At 59.3% G+C, this 18,353-nt stretch carries 20 protein-coding genes and 1 tRNA gene; all 21 read right to left on the minus strand.

The annotated features are described in order from the left end of the window. Positions 1 to 70 precede the first annotated feature (70 nt). The gene (locus G485_RS0118040; RefSeq protein ID WP_027093655.1) at positions 71 to 616 is read right to left on the minus strand and encodes a hypothetical protein; all 546 of its coding nucleotides are present in this window, start codon (positions 614 to 616) and stop codon (positions 71 to 73) included. Positions 617 to 773: 157 nt separating this feature from the next. After that, the gene (mtrB, locus tag G485_RS0118045; protein ID WP_027093656.1) at positions 774 to 995 is read right to left on the minus strand and encodes a trp RNA-binding attenuation protein MtrB; all 222 of its coding nucleotides are present in this window, start codon (positions 993 to 995) and stop codon (positions 774 to 776) included. 146 nt (positions 996 to 1,141) lie between these two features. Then, positions 1,142 to 1,218 (minus strand) — tRNA-Pro (locus tag G485_RS0118050). Between the two features lie 84 nt (positions 1,219 to 1,302). Next, positions 1,303 to 1,575: an HU family DNA-binding protein gene (locus G485_RS0118055; RefSeq protein ID WP_027093657.1), complete on the minus strand. Its 273-nt coding sequence runs from the start codon at positions 1,573 to 1,575 to the stop codon at positions 1,303 to 1,305. Between the two features lie 116 nt (positions 1,576 to 1,691). After that, the gene (locus tag G485_RS0118060; RefSeq protein WP_027093658.1) at positions 1,692 to 2,678 is read right to left on the minus strand and encodes an ABC transporter permease; all 987 of its coding nucleotides are present in this window, start codon (positions 2,676 to 2,678) and stop codon (positions 1,692 to 1,694) included. Further along, positions 2,675 to 4,165: a sugar ABC transporter ATP-binding protein gene (locus tag G485_RS0118065; RefSeq protein WP_027093659.1), complete on the minus strand. Its 1,491-nt coding sequence runs from the start codon at positions 4,163 to 4,165 to the stop codon at positions 2,675 to 2,677. The genes G485_RS0118060 and G485_RS0118065 overlap by 4 nt, the downstream gene beginning before the upstream one ends. Before the next feature lie 124 nt (positions 4,166 to 4,289). Next, positions 4,290 to 5,438 carry a sugar ABC transporter substrate-binding protein gene (locus G485_RS0118070; protein WP_027093660.1) on the minus strand — a complete coding sequence of 383 codons (1,149 nt, stop codon included), beginning with the start codon at positions 5,436 to 5,438 and terminating at the stop codon, positions 4,290 to 4,292. Positions 5,439 to 6,392: 954 nt separating this feature from the next. After that, positions 6,393 to 7,697 carry a group II intron reverse transcriptase/maturase gene (gene ltrA / locus G485_RS0118075; protein ID WP_027093661.1) on the minus strand — a complete coding sequence of 435 codons (1,305 nt, stop codon included), beginning with the start codon at positions 7,695 to 7,697 and terminating at the stop codon, positions 6,393 to 6,395. A 585-nt stretch (positions 7,698 to 8,282) separates the two neighbouring features. Next, a complete protein-coding gene (gene spoIVA / locus G485_RS0118080; RefSeq protein WP_027093662.1) occupies positions 8,283 to 9,761 on the minus strand; it encodes a stage IV sporulation protein A in 1,479 nt (492 codons plus the stop codon). Positions 9,762 to 10,088: 327 nt separating this feature from the next. Beyond that, the gene (locus G485_RS0118085) at positions 10,089 to 10,844 is read right to left on the minus strand and encodes a hypothetical protein (RefSeq protein WP_027093663.1); all 756 of its coding nucleotides are present in this window, start codon (positions 10,842 to 10,844) and stop codon (positions 10,089 to 10,091) included. Between the two features lie 25 nt (positions 10,845 to 10,869). Next, positions 10,870 to 11,229, minus strand: a complete 360-nt coding sequence (locus tag G485_RS0118090; RefSeq protein WP_027093664.1) for a 2Fe-2S iron-sulfur cluster-binding protein — start codon at positions 11,227 to 11,229, stop codon at positions 10,870 to 10,872. A gap of 26 nt (positions 11,230 to 11,255) precedes the next feature. After that, on the minus strand, positions 11,256 to 11,549 hold the full coding sequence (locus G485_RS0118095) for a 2Fe-2S iron-sulfur cluster-binding protein (RefSeq protein ID WP_027093665.1): 294 nt from the start codon (positions 11,547 to 11,549) through the stop codon (positions 11,256 to 11,258). Between the two features lie 19 nt (positions 11,550 to 11,568). Further along, positions 11,569 to 11,748 carry a DUF2768 family protein gene (locus tag G485_RS0118100; RefSeq protein ID WP_027093666.1) on the minus strand — a complete coding sequence of 60 codons (180 nt, stop codon included), beginning with the start codon at positions 11,746 to 11,748 and terminating at the stop codon, positions 11,569 to 11,571. A gap of 148 nt (positions 11,749 to 11,896) precedes the next feature. Then, positions 11,897 to 12,172, minus strand: a complete 276-nt coding sequence (locus G485_RS0118105; protein ID WP_027093667.1) for a stage VI sporulation protein F — start codon at positions 12,170 to 12,172, stop codon at positions 11,897 to 11,899. Positions 12,173 to 12,246: 74 nt separating this feature from the next. Beyond that, entirely contained in the window at positions 12,247 to 13,281 is a 1,035-nt protein-coding gene (locus tag G485_RS0118110) for an NAD(P)H-dependent glycerol-3-phosphate dehydrogenase (RefSeq protein WP_027093668.1), read from the minus strand. Further along, on the minus strand, positions 13,271 to 13,891 hold the full coding sequence (gene plsY / locus G485_RS0118115) for a glycerol-3-phosphate 1-O-acyltransferase PlsY (RefSeq protein ID WP_027093669.1): 621 nt from the start codon (positions 13,889 to 13,891) through the stop codon (positions 13,271 to 13,273). Before plsY ends, G485_RS0118110 begins: the two co-directional genes overlap by 11 nt. A gap of 11 nt (positions 13,892 to 13,902) precedes the next feature. Continuing rightward, the gene (gene der / locus G485_RS0118120; RefSeq protein ID WP_027093670.1) at positions 13,903 to 15,225 is read right to left on the minus strand and encodes a ribosome biogenesis GTPase Der; all 1,323 of its coding nucleotides are present in this window, start codon (positions 15,223 to 15,225) and stop codon (positions 13,903 to 13,905) included. A 79-nt stretch (positions 15,226 to 15,304) separates the two neighbouring features. Next, a complete protein-coding gene (locus G485_RS0118125; RefSeq protein ID WP_027093671.1) occupies positions 15,305 to 15,484 on the minus strand; it encodes a capping complex subunit for YIEGIA in 180 nt (59 codons plus the stop codon). Continuing rightward, a complete protein-coding gene (locus G485_RS0118130) occupies positions 15,477 to 16,400 on the minus strand; it encodes a YIEGIA family protein (protein WP_027093672.1) in 924 nt (307 codons plus the stop codon). The genes G485_RS0118125 and G485_RS0118130 overlap by 8 nt, the downstream gene beginning before the upstream one ends. Then, positions 16,397 to 17,011 carry a hypothetical protein gene (locus tag G485_RS0118135; RefSeq protein WP_027093673.1) on the minus strand — a complete coding sequence of 205 codons (615 nt, stop codon included), beginning with the start codon at positions 17,009 to 17,011 and terminating at the stop codon, positions 16,397 to 16,399. The genes G485_RS0118130 and G485_RS0118135 overlap by 4 nt, the downstream gene beginning before the upstream one ends. A gap of 116 nt (positions 17,012 to 17,127) precedes the next feature. Continuing rightward, positions 17,128 to 18,348: a 30S ribosomal protein S1 gene (gene rpsA, locus G485_RS0118140; protein WP_027093674.1), complete on the minus strand. Its 1,221-nt coding sequence runs from the start codon at positions 18,346 to 18,348 to the stop codon at positions 17,128 to 17,130. Between the last annotated feature and the right edge of the window lie 5 nt (positions 18,349 to 18,353).

Consider the following 18,353-nt stretch of genomic DNA (forward strand, 5'->3'; position numbering starts at 1 on the left):
GCACTGGTCCGTTTGCATGGCTATTATTATAACATATCCGGGCCGTGCCCGCATAAAGCGAAGGCGGAATTCATGAATTCGCAAAATTTCGCCGCCAGCGCTCCCCGGCCGACGTCCAGACGGAATGAAGCTTGTCGCTCCAATCCGGCGCCGAGCCGTCTGCGGAGGGTTGAAGCTCCGTTATTTCCAAGGATGACCAGTCGCCGGCCCGCGTATCCGCAGCGAAGAGCAGCGTCTTCCGGCCGTCCGACTCCGAGAAGACGCGAATAAGCAGTTCCTGCACGTTGGTCAGCCTGACGAACGCGAGCCGGACCAGCTCCGCGGAATCCGCCCAGACGTCCCGGACGGAGCCGGCGCCCGTCGAATACGTCAAGTCGACCGACAATATGTTATGGTCCCAGGCGACCCGGGAAAGACGCGGTTCGAGCGGCAGCGCAATGAAAGCGTCGACGAGCCTGTCGTCCGTCAGCTTCTCCACGCGCTGAGGCGTGAACACGGCGGCCGCGGCATCGCGCCGTTCCGCCGTCCGTTCGGCCAGCCGCGGCAGCTGTCCGAGCAGCAGGACGACGGCAAATCCGGCCGCCATCAGCGCAAGCCATCGCCGATCGATCGCCATCCGGGCATCCCCTTCCTCCGTTACCGACTTCCCCCTTTATCATTGTACAAACAAAAAAGGCAGGCTATGCCTGCGTTCCGGACTCCGTACCGAATCCGTTCGGAGCCGGCGGGAGCCGCCTCTGCGGACGGGCTCCCTCGGCCGATTCGGCCCGCCGTCAGGCATCGGTCTCGACGATCCCGTACTTGGTCATGACCGTCGCCTTCCCCCGGATCTTGATCGCGGACGTATGATCCGTAAATTGCGCGATCAGCACCTCGCCCCGGTCCAGCTTCTCCGTATGATGAAACCGCGTATCTTGCCCGCGGGTAAGTCCGATTACGTTCACTCCGTTGTCCTTCGCCTTCACGACGATGTACTCCCCGCTATTCGCCGGCATCGACTCCATGGATGTATCCGCCTCCTCTTTGAATCTCACTATGAACGATGCGCCCTGGCCTGTCAACGGAAAGACCACTTGCTCCTAAGAGTAAGTGGTCTTCATCGGTGAGCGGGCTTCCATGAAGCGCCGATACTCGTATGTAATGGTCGGAGTAGCGGGATTCGAACCCACGGCCTCATCCACCCCAAGGATGCGCGCTACCAGGCTGCGCTATACCCCGAAAGAAGTACGAGAGTGATTATAGCACAGGCCGAAAGCGATGCGCAACCCCGGAACCATCACAAAATTAAGCAAAAACCGAGATTTATTTGATGCCTTCTTTCAAAGCTTTACCCGGCTTGAAAGCGGGAATCTTGCCGGCCGGAATCTCGATCTCCACGCCGGTTTGCGGGTTGCGGCCCTTGCGGGCGGAACGCTCGCGCACTTCAAAGTTGCCGAAGCCTACGAGCTGAACCTTGTCTCCTTTTTGAAGCGCTTCGGAGATGACGTCGAATACGGCGTCGACTGCCGCAGTCGCATCCTTCTTGGACAGATCGGTCAGCTCCGATACTCTAGCGATCAGTTCGGTTTTGTTCATGACATTCACCTCCCTGGGCGGATACTGGCTTGTTAACTGTTTATCCGTTTCAACAGAAATTATACACAGAGACCGCGCGAAGTTTCAAGCAAGACGCGCGGTCCCGGGCTTGTTGGTCAAACTTTCCTGCGCGTCAGGTGAATGAACGTGACCGCGAGAGCGAGCACGAGCACCGCGCCTTTGATGATGTCGGTCGTGTAATATTGGACGTGAAGCATCGTCAGGCCGTTGATCAGAACGCCGGTCAGCACCGCTCCGACGAACGTGCCGAACACGTTGGGGCGTCCGGCCCCGAGCACCGAATAACCGACGAACACCGCCGCGACCGCCTCCATGAGCAGCGGCGAACCGGCGTCGATCTGGCCGGACCCGACGCGGGCCGCGAACAGGATGCCGCCGATGGCCGCGAAGACGCCGGAAGCGACGTAGGCGATCGTGCGGATCTTCTTGACCTTGAGGCCGGACAGCCGCGCCGCCTCTTCGTTGCCGCCGGTCATGATCATCTGACGGCCCCAGCGGGTGTACTTGAAGAACAGGTGCGCGCCGATAACCGCAACGATCATGAGAATAACCGGGAACGGAACGCCCAGAAGCTTGCCTTGGCCGATCCAGAGAAAGTCCTTCTCCATGACGCCCGGCGCCTTCGTGCCGTCCTGCATTTGCATGTTGCTGTAGATGGAGTAGCCCTTCGTGTACGTCTTGTGAATGCCGCTCACGATATACATGACGGCCAGCGTCGCCAGCAGGTCGGGAATGCGAACTTTGACGATCAAGAAGGCGTTCAGCAACCCGACCAGGGCGCCGATGACGATCGGAATGACGATGACGAGAACGAGCGGCATCTGGAACCAGACCATCAGCGTCGCGGTGACGACCGTCGACAGCGACACCGTCGAGCCTACGGACAGGTCGAAGCCGTCCACCGTCAACGAGATCGTCACGGCGATGGCGACGAACGTGACGATGGAGATGCTGCGAAGAATGTCCGTCAGGTTGCCGTACGTGAAGAAATATTCGTTGTACAGCGAGAAAAACAGCAGCACGAGGCCGATGAAGATGAGGGCCCCGTATTTGAACGAAAATTGCAGCAGTTTGTTATTCAAGCTAGTTCCTCCCTGCCCGCGCTGGCGTAGTACAGCAAGTCTTCCTGCGTCGCTTCGCCGCGGGCGAATTGTTTGACGATCCGGCCGTCGCACATGACCAGAATCCGGTCCGCGAGGCCAAGCGCCTCGGCGAATTCGCAGGTCAGGTACAGAATTCCTTTGCCCTGACAGGCAAGCTCTCCGATGATGCGGAAAATATCCCGTTTCGCGCCAACGTCCACCCCTTTGGTCGGCTCGTCGAAGATGAAGACGTCCGCTTCCGTGCTCATCCACTTGCCGATGGCGACCTTCTGCTGGTTGCCCCCGCTGAGATAACCGGTCAGCTGGCCGGAAGAGGGCGTCTTGATGCCGAGTCGCCCGATCATGCCGTCGGCCAGCTTGCGCTCGGAGGAGCCGGAGATGAAGCCCATCCGGCTGAGCGGGCGCAGAACCGGCAGGCTAAGGTTGTGCAGCACCGATTCGCCCACGAGAATGCCTTCCTTGCGCCGCTCCTCGGGCACGAGCACAATGCCGGAAGCGACGGCCGCCGCGGGGCCGGAGAGCTTGGCTTGCTTGCCGCCGACGGTCACCCGCCCCCTCTCGGCTTCGTCCGCGCCGAACAGCAGGCGAGACAGCTCCGTCTTGCCGGCTCCTACGAGCCCGACGACGGCCACGATCTCGCCGCTGCGGACTTCGAGGTCGACGCCGCGCACCCGATGGCCGGCCGCCACGCCTTTGACTTCCAGCACCACGTCGCCGATCGAAGCGTCCAGCTTCGGGTATTCCTCGTCGAAGCTGCGTCCGAGCATCGCGCGGATGACGTCTCCGGGCTGAAGGTTCGTCTTCGGTTCGGTCGTAATCATCCGGCCGTCGCGCATGACGCTGATCGCGTCGCAAACGCGGAATACTTCCGGCAGCCGGTGAGAAATGAAGACGATGCCGATGCCGGCCGCTTTCAGCCTATCCACGATCAGGAACAGCCGGTCGGCCTCCTCCAGACTGAGCGGAGCCGTCGGCTCGTCGAGGATGATAAACTTCGCTTCCTCGACGAGGAGCCGGGCGATGAGCACCAGCTGCTTCTCGGCCAGCGTAAGCGAACCCGCCTTTTGCCGGACGGACACCTGCAAGCCGAGCTGGTCCAATATTTTTTGCGCTTCCGCATACAGGCTCCCCCAGCGCAGCCACGCTTTCCCGCGCGACGACGCCAGCCGGTCCAGCAGAATGTTCTCCGCCACGCTCAGCTGCGGAACGAGCGAAGTATCGACCTCCTGGTACACGCAGTGAATGCCGGCCGCCTTCGCATCGGCGGGGGAACGGATCTGCAGCGCCTGCCCGTTAATGCGAATCTCTCCCCCGTCGGCTTCATAGGCGCCCGACAGGATCTTCATCAGCGTGCTCTTGCCCGCTCCGTTCGCGCCGAGCAGAGCGTGGACTTCGCCGCCCTTCACCCGGAAGTCGACCTGGCTTAACGCCTTGACGCCGGCGAACGATTTCTCGATGCCGTTCATTTCAAGCACATTGCCGTTATTCAAGGAACAAGCCCCTCCCCACTTCGGAATGCTTCCTCACAGCAGGAAACGGCGCGGCGGAAAACCGCGCCGCGCCGTGCCGCAAGCCTCATCCGGCGGATGATTACTTCGCCGCTACGGATTGCTCAAGTTGTTTCAGGTAATCGGTGTTGCCTTGATCGCTCTCGCCCCAGCCTTTGACGTACTGGGACAGGTCGGCGGTCGTCACTTTCTTGTCCTTCGGAAGCGCGTCGCGGCTTACGTAGATCGGTTCCAGCTCGACGCGGGCATCCGTCTTGTCGCCGTGCAGCTTCTGGTACAGGTAACGGACTTGAACGCGTCCGATCGTCGTCGGATCGACGGCTGCGGAAGCGATCCAAGGGCTGGTCGGATCTTGGATCATCGCCAAGTCTTCGTCGCTCATATCGATGCCGTACACTTTAATTTCGTCGCGGCCCGCTTGCTTGATCGCGTTCGCGGCGCCTTTGGCGAATTCGTCCCACGCCGCCCATACGGCGGTGATGTCGCCTTTCTTCGGATATTGCTTCAGGATCGCTTCCATTTGCGTTTGCGTATCGAGCTGCGGGTTATTCGCGTTGCCGAACGCGGCGATCTCCTTAATATCCGGATATTTCTCCTGGAACGCCTTGTAAGCGACTTGGCGGCGTTCCATCGGCGCGAAGCCGGCCACCCATACTTTGACGATGTTGCCTTTGCCGCCGGCGTCGGAAGCGAGCTGCTCCAGCGTTTTCTCGGCCATCACCTGGTCGTTCTGCGCGACGCTCGTCACGCCGTCGATGTTGAGTCCGGCGTCGAACTCAACGACCGGGATGCCTGCCGCCAGCGCCTTGTTCACGCCGGCCGTCAGCGCGTCCGCGTTGCCGTGGTCGATCAGGATGCCGTCGAATTTCTGGTTGACGGCCGTGTCCAGGTTGGAAGCCATCGTGTTCAGGTCGTTGTTGGAGGCGAGTACGGTCACTTCGCCGCCGTATTTGGCGACTTGATCCTTGACGCCGTCCACGTATTGAGCGGAGAACGTGCCTTGGTTGAATTGCATGATCAGCGCGATCTTCTTCCCTTTCAACGACTCTACCGAGGGATCTGCGGCCGGAGAAGCCGATGCGGATCCCGAGGCGGATGCGGAAGCGGCAGGCGATGCCGATGCGGATTCGCTCGCTCCGCTGTTGTTGTTCTTGGCGCCGCATGCCGACAGGACGAGCCCGAAGGCAAGGGTCAGGGCGAGCAACACACCCAGGCGTTTCGGTTGTTTCATGATTTCTGTTTCCTCCCCGAGAATAACATGTCTCTTTGAATAAAACTAATCTTATGCCCAATAACCTACTATGTCAATCGGTTTTTAAGATATACTAGAGCAAGAGGCTCACAAAATCAAATTTTATGCGAAATTTGTCGAAATAACAAGCTTTTCTTCGTTATTTTCGCTAATGCTGCCTGGAATGGGAGAAACGCAACCTCGAAAATTGCCCAGACAGCGCTGGTTGCGGCCGCAGGCAGATGGATGCCGAACGCCGATTGTGGAATTCATGCCAGTGGGGTGCCGCCCACTTTGAGCACAAGAGAAGCTTGCATCGGCTCGTCGATCGGCAGATGTTGGCCGTGGCGGGCGGACGGGAGTCCACCGGACGTACCAAATCCGGCTGCGAGCGAGGGATGCGGGGCAGGCGCATTTATAACGAACTTAGGTGACGCCGGAGGCGAACGGGACTTGTTCTCGAATTGCAGAAGGCACAGGACTTCCCGCCCATCGTAACGGACATACGTTCCGTTATTTATCGAAAATGCCTTGATATGGAAGGGTTGACGGACCGTGGTTCCGCTATTTGAAGCCAATCAGTAAAAAGTGACGTCTCTGACCGCAAATAGCGGATCGTCTGTCCGTTAAATTCTTAAAGAGAGACTTTGGAAAAAGATAACGGAACTACGGTCCGTTGGACAACGAACGCCTTGGGAGGAGGTGACGCTGGAGGCGGGGTAGACGAAAGCGGGGGCGAAAGCGCAGACCAAGGCCAAGGTTCAAAAAGGCACAGGCCGAAGCAAAAACGCCAAGCCGTCCATGGACGGCAGCGGAGTCCATTCAGAAACGCGGAGCGTATTCTTCGTAGAGTAAAGGGCTGGGCTTCCAGCCCCTCCTCATCAAACCGGACATGAGGTTTTCCCTCATCCGGCTTTCCGATGTTCTTCTTCCTTCGGCATTACGATACTTTCCTTAGCCGGCGAGTTTCTTGAGTCCGGCAAGTTCGGCCAAAATGGCTGTCTGCCCGGACTTGCTGTGTTTGTTTCGACGATTGTGTTTCTTGTTCCAGAACAGAGTGAGGCGTTTACGGATGTACCAGTCGATTTTGTTCAGGAATTTATCGGCAAAGGAGTCCAAACCGTAATAGTTCTTCCACCCTTGAATCATTGGGTTCAATTCGTCCACCATCCGGTTCATCGTCCAATGCAGACGATGGCGCGGTTCGGTCACTTCCTTTACCTTCTGCCTCATGTTCTTCATCGCTTTCTTGGACGGATAGCTACGAAGAACGAAGACTTCTTTGTTCCCTTTCATCCTCTTTGGTATTTTCCGGTGATGCATCCCCAGAAAGTCGAAGCCTTGCCCGTCTCCCCACAGGTTTACAAGCTTGGACTTCTTCTTGTTCATCTCCAGTTCCAGCTTTGCGAATACCGCTTTGAGGACATCGATCGCCCTCAGGGCTTGTTCTTTGCTTTTGCAAAGGACCACAAGATCGTCGGCGTATCGCACCAGTGTCCCGATTTCTGCGAACTTCTTCTCCCAGATCGTGTCCAGGTAGTTCAGATAAATGTTCGCCAGCAGCGGACGGATGACGCCGCCTTGCGGACTGCCCATTTCGGTTTCGTGAAACTGATCATCTTTCACGAACCCCGCTTTCAGCCATTTGCGTATCAGCTTCAGCACCCTACGGTCGCTGATGCGCTGTTCCGCCAGTTGCATCAGCTTCCCGTGCGGTATGTTGTCAAAGTAGCCGGTGATGTCGATGTCCACGACCCAGTAAACGCCTTTCTTGACTGCCCGCCGAATGTGCCGAATTGCGTCATGGGCGCTTCGCTTCGGCCGGAATCCGTAAGAGCAGTCCTTGAAGTCCGCTTCAAAGATTGGCTCCAGTACCATCTTCGTCGCCATTTGCACGACTCTGTCCCGAATGACGGGGATGCCCAGCGGACGCATCTTGCCGTCTTGCTTCGGTATCTCCTTCCGTCTTGCGGGCTGTGGATGATATTTTCCGTTTCTTAAGGCGTCCTGGATTTCGCTGACGAATCGTTCTTCACCATACTCCTTGACGATGTATTCGATGGTTACGCCATCCACACCGCCACTTCCGCCGTTCGCCTTGACCCGTTTCCATGCTTCCCAAAGAATATCGCCGCGGTGCACTTTGTCGTACAGCGCGTGAAACCGCCGCCTCGGGTTTCCCTTGGCCGCAAGGTATAGTGCGTTTTGGAGTTGTCGAGCTTTCGCTTTGGCGTAGTTAGCAGGTTTGACTGCATTCACGGACTCTTACCTCCTCTGGCACATGAACAAAGTGGGGTATTGGCTTTCGCCGCCCTTCCCTCCATGAGGTTTTGTTGTCCTCACTTCTCAGGTAATATGGCCCCCTCCGACTCCCTTCCTGCAGCTTCCCACTTCACCTTTCGGGCTTATAAGGTCACTCTTTACGGCGTCTGCCGTGCAGGGGAGGGTCTCCCTAGTTCCAGACACAACTTTCTCAGCATGCCGATCCCTTTACACCGGAGAGTTCTTCCGCGCTGCGTTTCCAAGGTCTTGACGCGTTCCATGGCCTTCACCCATATCCCCGGGGCTCGGCTCTCTCTTGTCCCTTTCGGTTCTTTTTGACGATGCGGCAGGATTCACTTCATGTTACGGCCTGCTGATTTGCTCGCACTCCCGCAGGAGTTACTTTGTCACGGGGCTTCAGCCTTAGGATCTCTCCACCAGCTGCCCGTCAGCTACGAGGCGACTTGGCTCTTACCTCGACCGGACTTGCACCGGCTAGTTGTGCCTAGCTTGGCTAGGCGCGCGGGAAAATAAAAATCGCGCCTTCCCTTGGCGGGAAAGCGCGAGGCGGTGGAGCGGACTTCAGAGGATGATGGCGATCAGGCCGCCCGAGCCCTCGTTGATAATGCGGCCGAGCGTCTCTTGCAGCTTGTAGCGGGCGTTGTCCGGCATCATCGCGATTTTGCCCTGAATGCCTTCGCGGACGATGGAATGGAGCGAACGGCCGAAAATGTCGGACTCCCAAATTTTGATCGGGTCTTTCTCGAAATCTTGCATCAGGTAGCGGACGAGCTCTTCGCTCTGCTTCTCCGTCCCGATGATCGGCGCGAACTCGGATTCGACGTCGACGCGGATCATATGGATGGACGGAGCCGTCGCTTTGAGCCGGACGCCGAAGCGGGAGCCCTGGCGAATGAGTTCCGGCTCGTCGAGCTGCATCTCCGCCAGCGTCGGGGCCGCGATGCCGTAACCGGTCGTCTTCACCATCTCCAGCGCCTCCGCGAACCGGTCGTATTCCCGCTTCGCATGGGCGAATTCCTGCATGAGCTGCAGCAGGTGATCCTTGCCGCGAATTTCCGTGCCGACGACTTCCTGCAGAATCCGGTCATACAATTCGTCCGGCGCGTACAGGTCGATCTCGGCGACGCCCTGGCCCATGTTCATGCCGCTAAGCCCGGCTTTGGCGATGAAATCGTACTCCAGGAAGCTGGAGACGACGCGGTCGACGTCGCGCAGACGGCGAATGTCCTTCACGGTGTCGCGGACGGAATTCTCGAAGCTGGAACGCAGCCAGTGGCGATCGTTCAGCACCATGACCCAGCTCGGGAGATTGACGTTGACTTCGTGAACCGGGAATTCGTACAGCACCTCGCGCAAGACGCTCATGACTTCCTCTTCGCCCATCGTGGCGACGCTGAGCGCAATGACGGGAATATCGTATTTGGCAGCCAGATCGTTCCGGAGCGACAGCGTTTCGTCGCTGCGCGGCCGGGTCGAGTTGACGATGAGCACGAACGGTTTGCCGACTTCCTTGAGCTCCTGGACGACCCGCTCCTCCGCCTCGACGTAAGCGCTGCGGGGAATTTCGGCGATCGTGCCGTCGGTCGTGACGACGACGCCGAGCGTCGAGTGCTCCTGAATGACTTTGCGGGTTCCGATCTCGGCCGCTTCCTGGAACGGGATCGCCTCTTCGAACCAGGGCGTCGAAATCATGCGGGGACCGTTCTCGTCCTCGTAGCCCTTCGCCCCTTCGACCGCATAGCCGACGCAATCGACGAGCCGGACGTTCACCTCGAGCCCTTCCGCCACCTTGATCTGCACCGCGGTGTTGGGTACGAACTTCGGTTCCGTCGTCATGATCGTACGGCCCGCCGCGCTTTGAGGCAGCTCGTCGATCGCACGCACCCGATCCGCTTCATGCGCGATGTTCGGCAGGACGACAGTTTCGACGAACCGTTTGATAAAGGTCGATTTGCCCGTCCGGACGGCGCCGACGACCCCGAGGTAGATATCGCCTCCCGTGCGCTCGGCGATATCCTTGAAAATGTCCACTTTTTCCAATGAGATTCCCTCCCCTTCGTAATCGCGAAGCCTGCGTGGATCCGTCAGCGCGACGGACTCGTACACGAACTTGGACTGCTATCATTCTATGTGCGTATGCCTGGAATATGACGCAGCCGAAGAAGAAATCCCCCCATAAATCGCGACGCCGCGCGCGAACCGGCTCCGACCGGCTCCGGGGAACCCCGTTGATTCGTTTGGATGACCGCGCACGCCCGCGCCCCTCCCGTTCCTCATGATCTTATGAGCGGAATGCGGGACGTATGTCGCCGCAATGCAAAAAACCGTCCTTCCGCATAAGGAAGAACGGTTGGCGATCGATTGGCGTCAGCCAGCCGCAACGGCGACGGGTTCCCCGCCGACCCAATGGTAGACGGGCGCCTTAACCGGGACGAAATAAGATTCGTCGACGAGGACGCGCCGCAGGTCGTCCGTCTCGCCCGGCGTCTTGGACGATTTGCGGACGGCCGTCGCGATATCGAGCGCGTAGTCGATGAACACGCTGCCCGACTCGTTCAGCATAAAGGACAGCGTTTGCCCGGAAAACATGCTTTGCACTTCCGGCTCGGACGTTCCGAGCTTCTTGAAATCGACGCGCCAGAAGCCGGGGTAAACCTGTTCGCCCGCCGGCGTCTTGCCTCCGTGCTTGTCCATATAATCGCTTACTTTGCCTTGCACCGTAAGCGCTTGCTGATAGACGGGGATGCTTAGCAGCTTCACGGCCGGCTTCGTCTCTTCGTCGATGATGAGAAACTGGTTGCTTCCCCCGCTCTCGAAGGCGACCCCCGGAATGCTGCCCAAGTAGCCCATCCGCTTCAGCTTGCCCAAGTCGATCTTGAACTTCTCGTAAACCGGCACCGATTCGTCCGCGCTGACGATCGGCAGCAGCCCCGTCGCCTCCTTGTACCGGTCGACGGCGTCCTGAACCGCCATCACCGCCTGTCGGGCGGAAGCGTCGTACCCCGGCGTCGCGTCTTCGGGGTACAGACAGCCCGACAGCGCCAGCACGGCCAGCGCCAGCATCGCGAACACGGCCATCCGCCGCGGCGCGCGCCGTGCGGCCGCTTGGTTCGTTGCCTTCATCTGAATCGTTCAACCTCCCGCCATCCTACCATAGATCATCATCCGCCTGCTCCGCCAGCCGCCGCCGAACCGCCGCCTTGAGCGGATCCTCCGGGATGCGCACGTCAACGTCTCCCTGAACGCGGGCTTGACACGACAAGCGCACGCCATCGTTCAGCAGCGGACCGAGCTTGAGCAGTTCGGCCGGCGTCGGTTCGGACAGCGCCCCGGCCTGTCCCGGCTCCACTGTGACTTTGCACATCAGGCAGCCGGCCACTCCGCCGCAGCGGGTCCGAACCGGAGCTTTCGCCTTTCGCGAAGCCTCCAGCAGCGTCGTGCCGCGCCGAACGACGGCCGTCCGGTCGTCGGGCAGGAAACGGACTCGGATCGGCTTCCCGTCCGCCATTCGGCCGCCTCCTCGCTACTTACGTCTTAGAAATAAGTCCGGTTCACCGCCGACAGCTCGCCTTCGCGCTTGACGACGGCTTGACAGCCCAGCCGGAAGCCTTGCTCGAGCTCCTCGGGACCGAGGCGGTCCCATTCCGCATCCGTCGGCTCGTCCAGCAGCTCCGCTCCCGCCCGGATCAGACAGCGGCAGCGGGCGCATGTGCCTCTGGAGCAATTGAATTGCCAATCGACGCCCGCCCGCTTGGCAAGCTCCAGCAACGTTCGGCCCGTTCCGGATTCGACCGTCTTCGTCAGGGTTCGTCCCGTCAACGTAATCATGCTGTCCCCCGACTCCCTTCTATACAATGGAAACGAGGCCGCAGATCATGCCCGCGAACAGCATGACGAAGGCGATCAACGACAAGACGAAGCGAAGCGCGCCCCTCGTCTTCATGCGGGTCACCATGATCAGCACCGCCGACAGAACCATGAGACCGATTCCAACGAACGATACCCACATTTTCATCATCGGATCCATCGATTCATTTCCTCTCCCGGATAGGCCTACAAAACGGTGAATATTATACCATTATTAAAATGAAATGAAAAGAAAATCCCCTGGCGCCCTAAGGCGCAGGGGATCGTGGCGACAAATTCCGCGTCTTGCGGACCTCGTCGTCGGAGCTTCACTTCTTCATCATCATCTTCATCATGCTCTCGATATTGTCAAGATTCATGCCGCTCTTCTTGACGGCGCTGACGATGCTCTTGACGGTCTCTTCCGAGACCGGTACGCCGGCCAGCGTCGACACTTGCTTGATCAGCTGGCGGATTTGCGTTTCGCTCTGCAAGGTGGAAGGCGTGACGTTCGCGGCGATTTTTTTGAGAGACGTTTCAGAGATCGTTTTGCCCGTTTTTTTATTGACGACATTTAAGACGTCTTTGGATAATTTTTTGTCCATGCTTCCCCTCCTCCGGGTTAATGCACTCTATCTTATGTGGAGGAGGAACAAACGGTGTGGGCAGGCATGGGTGTTCACCGTTTTGGACGCAGAGCGGGGTTCTCGATCTCGTGGGTGCGGACGCGTCCCATCAACGCGCCGACAGCCTCGGAAGGAGCCTTCCCTTCGAACAGCACTTTGAACAACTCGTTTGTAATCGGCATTTCGACGTCATACCGCTTCGCAAGCTTCTGGGCCGCCTGCGTCGTGCGCACGCCTTCGACGACCATGCCCATTCGCCGCAGCGTTTCTTCCAGCCCAAGCCCCTGGGCCAGCATCGAGCCGGCGCGCCAATTGCGGCTGTGACGGCTCGTGCAGGTCACGATCAGGTCGCCTACGCCGGCAAGGCCGGCGAACGTCAGCGCGTTCGCGCCCATGGCCGCGCCCAGGCGGCCGATCTCGGCGAGACCGCGCGTGATGAGCGCGGCTTTGGCGTTGTCGCCGAAGCCGAGCCCGTCGGAGAGGCCCGCTCCGAGCGCGATAATGTTCTTGATGGCGCCGGCAATCTCCACGCCGACGATATCGGGGTTCGTATAGACGCGGAAGTAAGCGTCGTTCATGAACAAGTCTTGCGCCGCTTCCGCGATTTCGATCGCGCCGGAGGCCACGACGACCGTCGTCGGGTGCCGGTCGATCACCTCTTCCGCGTGACTCGGTCCCGACAGCACGGCGATCTCTTCCGCGGGACGCCCGAGCTCCTCCGCAAGCACCTCGGACATCCGCTTCAGCGATTCGCTCTCGAACCCTTTGGTCGCGTGCACGACAAGCGTGCCGCTGTTTATGTACGGGGCGGCGGAACGCGCCACTTCGCGCATCGCCGACGAAGGCGGAACGAAGACGACCGCCTCCGCCTCCGCCAAAGCCGCAGGCAGATCGGCCGTGGCCGCGAGGCCTTCCGGCAATTGCCCCTCGGGCAAAAACTTCGAGTTACACTTCCGCTCGTTGATTTCCCGCGCCTGATCGGCGTTTCGCGTCCATAAGGTCACCCTGTGGCCATTGTCGGCGAGAACGCAGGCAAGCGCGGTTCCCCAACTGCCCGCCACAAGGACGGTAACCGATTTAGACGCCATGCGGTTCTCCCTTCTTGCCGCTGCCCAGTTTGTTTTCCGTGCCGTTCAACAGCTTGACGATATTTTTCCGGTGGCGAAGCACCGCAAGGACGGCAACGACGACCGCGCCCCAGACGAGCGCGCGGTCCCACCCTCCGATCGCAAGAATGACGGGAAGCAGCACCGCGAAGATCATCGAGCCGAGCGATACGTATCGCGTGGAAGCAATAATAATAATGGCTGCAATCCCGGCGATGAGCACCGGCACGAACGAAAGGGCGATCATGGCGCCGATCGTCGTCGCGATGCCTTTGCCGCCTTTGAAACGGAAGAAAATCGGCCAGTTATGGCCGACGATCGAAGCGAGCCCGCAGGCGACCGGCAGCCAGCCGTAGTCGTCGCCCATGAAGGCGCGGCCGATGAGCACGGCGGCGACGCCTTTGGCGATATCGAGCGCAAACACAGCGATCGCCGGTCCTTTGCCGAGCACGCGCAACGTATTCGTGGCTCCCGCGTTGCCGCTGCCGTGCTGGCGAATGTCGATTTGGCGCAGCCAACGCGCGAACAGAATGCTGAACGATATGGAACCAAGCAAATAACTGACTGCAATTGCAATGATAGGTGCCGTCACAACCGTCTCTCCTATTCCTGATCCGACTTGCGGCGCGTGAACAGCCGCAGCGGGGTTCCTTCGAATTCGAATGCGGCCCGGATCTTGTTCTCCAGGAACCGCTCGTACGAGAAGTGCATCAACTCCGGCTCGTTGACGAAAATGAGCAGGGTCGGCGGTTTGACGGACACCTGGGTCACGTAATTGATTCGCAGACGGCGGCCCTTGTCGCTTGGCGGCGGCGTTACGGCGACCGCGTCGGACACGACGTCGTTGAGCAGATGGGTCGGCACCCGCATGGCGTGCTGCTCCGCGACCCGATTGATCACGGGGAACAGCTTGTTCAGCCGCTGCTTCGTCTTGGCCGAGACGAACACGATCGGCGCGTACGTCATGAACAGGAAGTGATCCCGAATGGCGTTCGTAAAATGCTGCATCGTCTTGTCGTCCTTCTCGACAACGTCCCATTTGTTCACGACAAAAATCGAAGCTTTGCCCAACTCGTGCGCATAGCCGGCGATATGCTTGTCTTGCTCGATAATGCCTTCTTCGCCGTTGATGACGATCAGCGCGACGTCCGCCCGTTCGATCGCCTTCATGGAGCGCATGACGCTGTACTTCTCCGTCGTCTCGTACACCTTGCCGCGCTTGCGCATGCCGGCGGTGTCGATAAGCACGTATTTCTGCCCGTCCTTCTCGAACGGCGTGTCGATCGCGTCGCGCGTCGTTCCCGCGATTTCGCTTACAATGACGCGTTCCTCGCCCAGAATGGCGTTGACCAGGGAAGACTTGCCCACGTTCGGCCTCCCGATCAGCGCCACCTTGATGACATCGTCATCGTACTCCTGATCGTCCGCTTCCGGCAGCTTCTCGACGGCGGCGTCCAGCAAGTCGCCGATCCCGATGCCGTGCGCGCCGGACAGCGCGATCGGATCGCCGAAGCCAAGCGCGTAAAATTCGTAAATGTCGTCCATCCGGCTCAAATTGTCCACTTTATTGACGCCAACGACGACAGGCTTGCCCGAACGGAACAAAATTTGCGCGACTTCCTCGTCCGCGTTCGTCAAGCCGGCTTTGGCGTCCACCATGAAAATAATGACGTCGGCCTCCTCGATGGCCAACTCGGCCTGCATTCTGACCTGACGGAGCAATCCGTCGTCACCGTCGATTTCGATCCCGCCCGTATCGATTACGCTAAAGGGGATACCGTTCCATTCTCCGGATCCGTATATACGATCCCTAGTGATCCCGGGTTTGTCCTCAACGATGGCCAGCCGGTCGCCGATAATCCGGTTGAAAATCGTAGATTTGCCTACATTGGGCCGACCTACGATGGCGATGACGGGTCTTGCCATGCTTTCACTCCTCAACTCTCAGCCTATTTGCTCGCAATCTTCATCATAGCAAAAATAGCCCGCCTTGGCTAACGGTTCTTTATCCCCTGTAAACGATCAGGAACGAATGCTCGTTCAGTTGGTGCGCCGCGGCGTTCAGCAGCTTCTCCAGCAGATGGGCGAGCTCCTGCATCTCCTCCTTATCCCGCGCGTAGAACAGCGGAGCCCCGCCTCCTACGCTTTCCTTCTCCGTCGTCACGACCGCCATAATCTTAACCATCGCGAACCGCCTCTTCCTGGGCGCGCCGGTTCGCTTCCACCGGCTTGCGGACGGCGGATTCGAGCAGCGGCACGCTTACGACCGCGCGCAGCGCTTTTTGCGGGTCCAGTTCCCGCGGCAAGAACAGCAGCCCGAGCTTGCCGGTGGCGAGCCCGAGCTTGGCAAGCGGAAGCAAGGCCGGCTCCCCGTCGTCGCGGTAAACGCCAAGCCGGGTCGATACGTCGTGCAGAATCGCCTGCCTCTGGCCCAAATTCGCCAGCGTCACTTTGGCGTCGTCGTTTTTGGGCGTCAGCACAAAACCCATTCCTTGCTTGGCGATAATGTCCCGATTCTCGTCCAGCCCGACGTTCATCATATAGACGTCGCCGACCAGCACGTTCGGCCCTTCCACGCGAACGGGAGCGAATTCGACCCGGGCGACGTCGGCGATCGTCTTCCCTTTGCGGAAGCGATAGACGGCCGCCAGGCAGACAAGCCCTGCCGCCACGCCGGCGGCCCATCCGGCCAGCGATACGACCAGGCTCGTCAGGAACGCCGCGAAAATGGACAAATAATTGCGGCCTTCGAACACGACCGCGATGCCTTCTATGTATGCCGAGCCGCGCCTCACCAATTCCTGATCGTCCAGCGCGTTCAAGGTGTTCCGCTCCATGTTCCGCACGTCCCGGAACTGCTGCGCCGCCATCGCCAGAAACGTGATGGCCGTGTAATTTTTGTTCAGCAAGGCCGGCACGGCTACCGCTCCGAGCGCCCCCGCGATCAGACCGAGCGCCATATGGATAATCCAGCCGTGCGGATAGGCCGGATATTGCCGGTAATCGCTGCGAAGCATCACATATCGGGTCGTCACGCCAAAAGCGGTTCCGATCGTAACCCCCGCCATATCCGGGTGAACCAACAGCCAAGCCGCGTTCATGAACGCTCTCCTCCTTTTCTCCAAAGCCGATTTTTCGCGAACGACGGAATCCACAAGGCGACGGCCGACACAAGACGGGCTCCCATGAAGGCCAGCCACCAGCGAGCCGACCAGTCCCATCCGCCCGCCGTCGCTTTCCAGCCCGATTGCACGATCCAATAGACCGACGCCGCCTCCGCCAATACGAGCCCGGCCGTCAACGCAACCCCTTGCTCCGGCGCGGTTCGCAACAGCAAGGGGGTCAGAACGGCCAAAAGAGCCGCTTCGATTCCGATCGGATTCGCGTCCGACGCCCCCGGTAGAAGCTCGACGATTTTATCGAGGAACAGCACGATGGAAGCGATCAGCATTCCGGCGGCGACCGAAGCGCCCCACTTGACGCCGTCCAGCCGGATGGCGCCGGCCACCGCACAGCCTATCGTGAGCGGAAGCGCACCGTTCAGAGCGAGCTCGTGACCGCCCCACTCGAGCGCGATCGAAGTCCGGACGGCAAAGGGCCACGACACCAAAAACAGGGTGATGATTCTCTGCGGAACACCTTCGGCCATCTCCCTTCGCCAGCCGGTCCACCATAAAATGACGGCTGACAGCCACACCGAAACCGCCGTCATAGCCTCCCTCCTCTCCGATCGCCCTTAGTATTCGCCCCGGCAAGAAAAGGCATGCTCCTGTTATAGGAAGAGACGCAAAAACCCCGGGGTTCAAGTCCCCGGGGTTGCCAGCCATCTTATTTGAATTTGCTCAGCTTGTCGCCAAACTTCTCTCCGAGCGTGAAGCTCATCGACTCGGCCGGAGGCAGATTCGTCTCTTCCTTCGATCCGCGGCCGCCGCGAGGTCCGCGTTCGCGCTCCGGCCCGGCCGGGGCTTCTTCCGTCTCCTTGATAGAGAGGGACACGCGCTTCTCGGCCGGATTGAAGTCCAGAATTTTGGCCTTCACTTCCTGGCCTTCCTTCAGAACTTCATGCGGCGTCGCGATATGGCGATGGGCGATTTGGGAAATGTGCACGAGGCCCTCAACGCCCGGAGCGATCTCAACGAAGGCGCCGAAGCTTACGAGGCGCTTGACGACGCCCGTGACGATCTCGCCGGTGTGGAATTGGCCGGCCGCCGTCTCCCACGGTCCCGGTTGAGCCGCTTTGATGCTCAGGCTGATTTTGCCGATCGAAGGGTCGACTTTGAGCACTTTGACTTTAACGCTTTGCCCTTCGGATACGACGTCCGCCGGATGCGCGACATGCTGCCAGGCGATTTCGGATACGTGAACGAGTCCGTCCACGCCGCCGATATCCACGAACGCTCCGAACGGCGTCAGACGCTGCACGGTGCCTTCGATGATTTGTCCCGGCTCCAGCGAAGCCATAATTTTTTGCTTCTGTTCTTCGTACTCGGCTTCGAGAACATCCTTCTGGGAGAGGATTACTTTGTTGTTCTCGCGGTCGAGTTCTTTAACTTTGACGCGAAGCGTGCGGCCTTTGTAGCCGGAGAAATCTTCCACGAAATGGCGCTCGACCATCGAAGCCGGAATGAAGCCGCGAACGCCTACGTCCACTACGAGACCGCCTTTGACGACGTCGGCCACGGTCACTTCGAACACTTCGCCCTTCTCGAACTTGGCTTGCAGATCGTCCCAAGCGCGGGCGCTGTCGACTTGACGCTTCGAAAGGATGAGGCTTTCTTTCTCGTCGTTGATGCTGACGACTTTGGCCTCTACTTCTTGGCCGACTTGAACGGCGTCGGATACGCTGTCCAGATTGACAGCGGACAGTTCGCGAAGCGGAATAACTCCGTCGTATTTATATCCAAGGCTTACGAACGCTTGGTTATCCTCGATTTTAACGATCGTACCTTTGACGGTATCGCCTTTCTTCAACGATACGACGTTCTCAAGCGCATCCTGGCTTACCGATTCGGCGGCAGCCGTTTCCTGGACTTTGATTTCCTCAGACATGAAAA

The sequence above is a fragment of the Cohnella thermotolerans DSM 17683 genome, from assembly GCF_000429825.1.
Lineage (GTDB): Bacteria > Bacillota > Bacilli > Paenibacillales > Paenibacillaceae > Cohnella > Cohnella thermotolerans.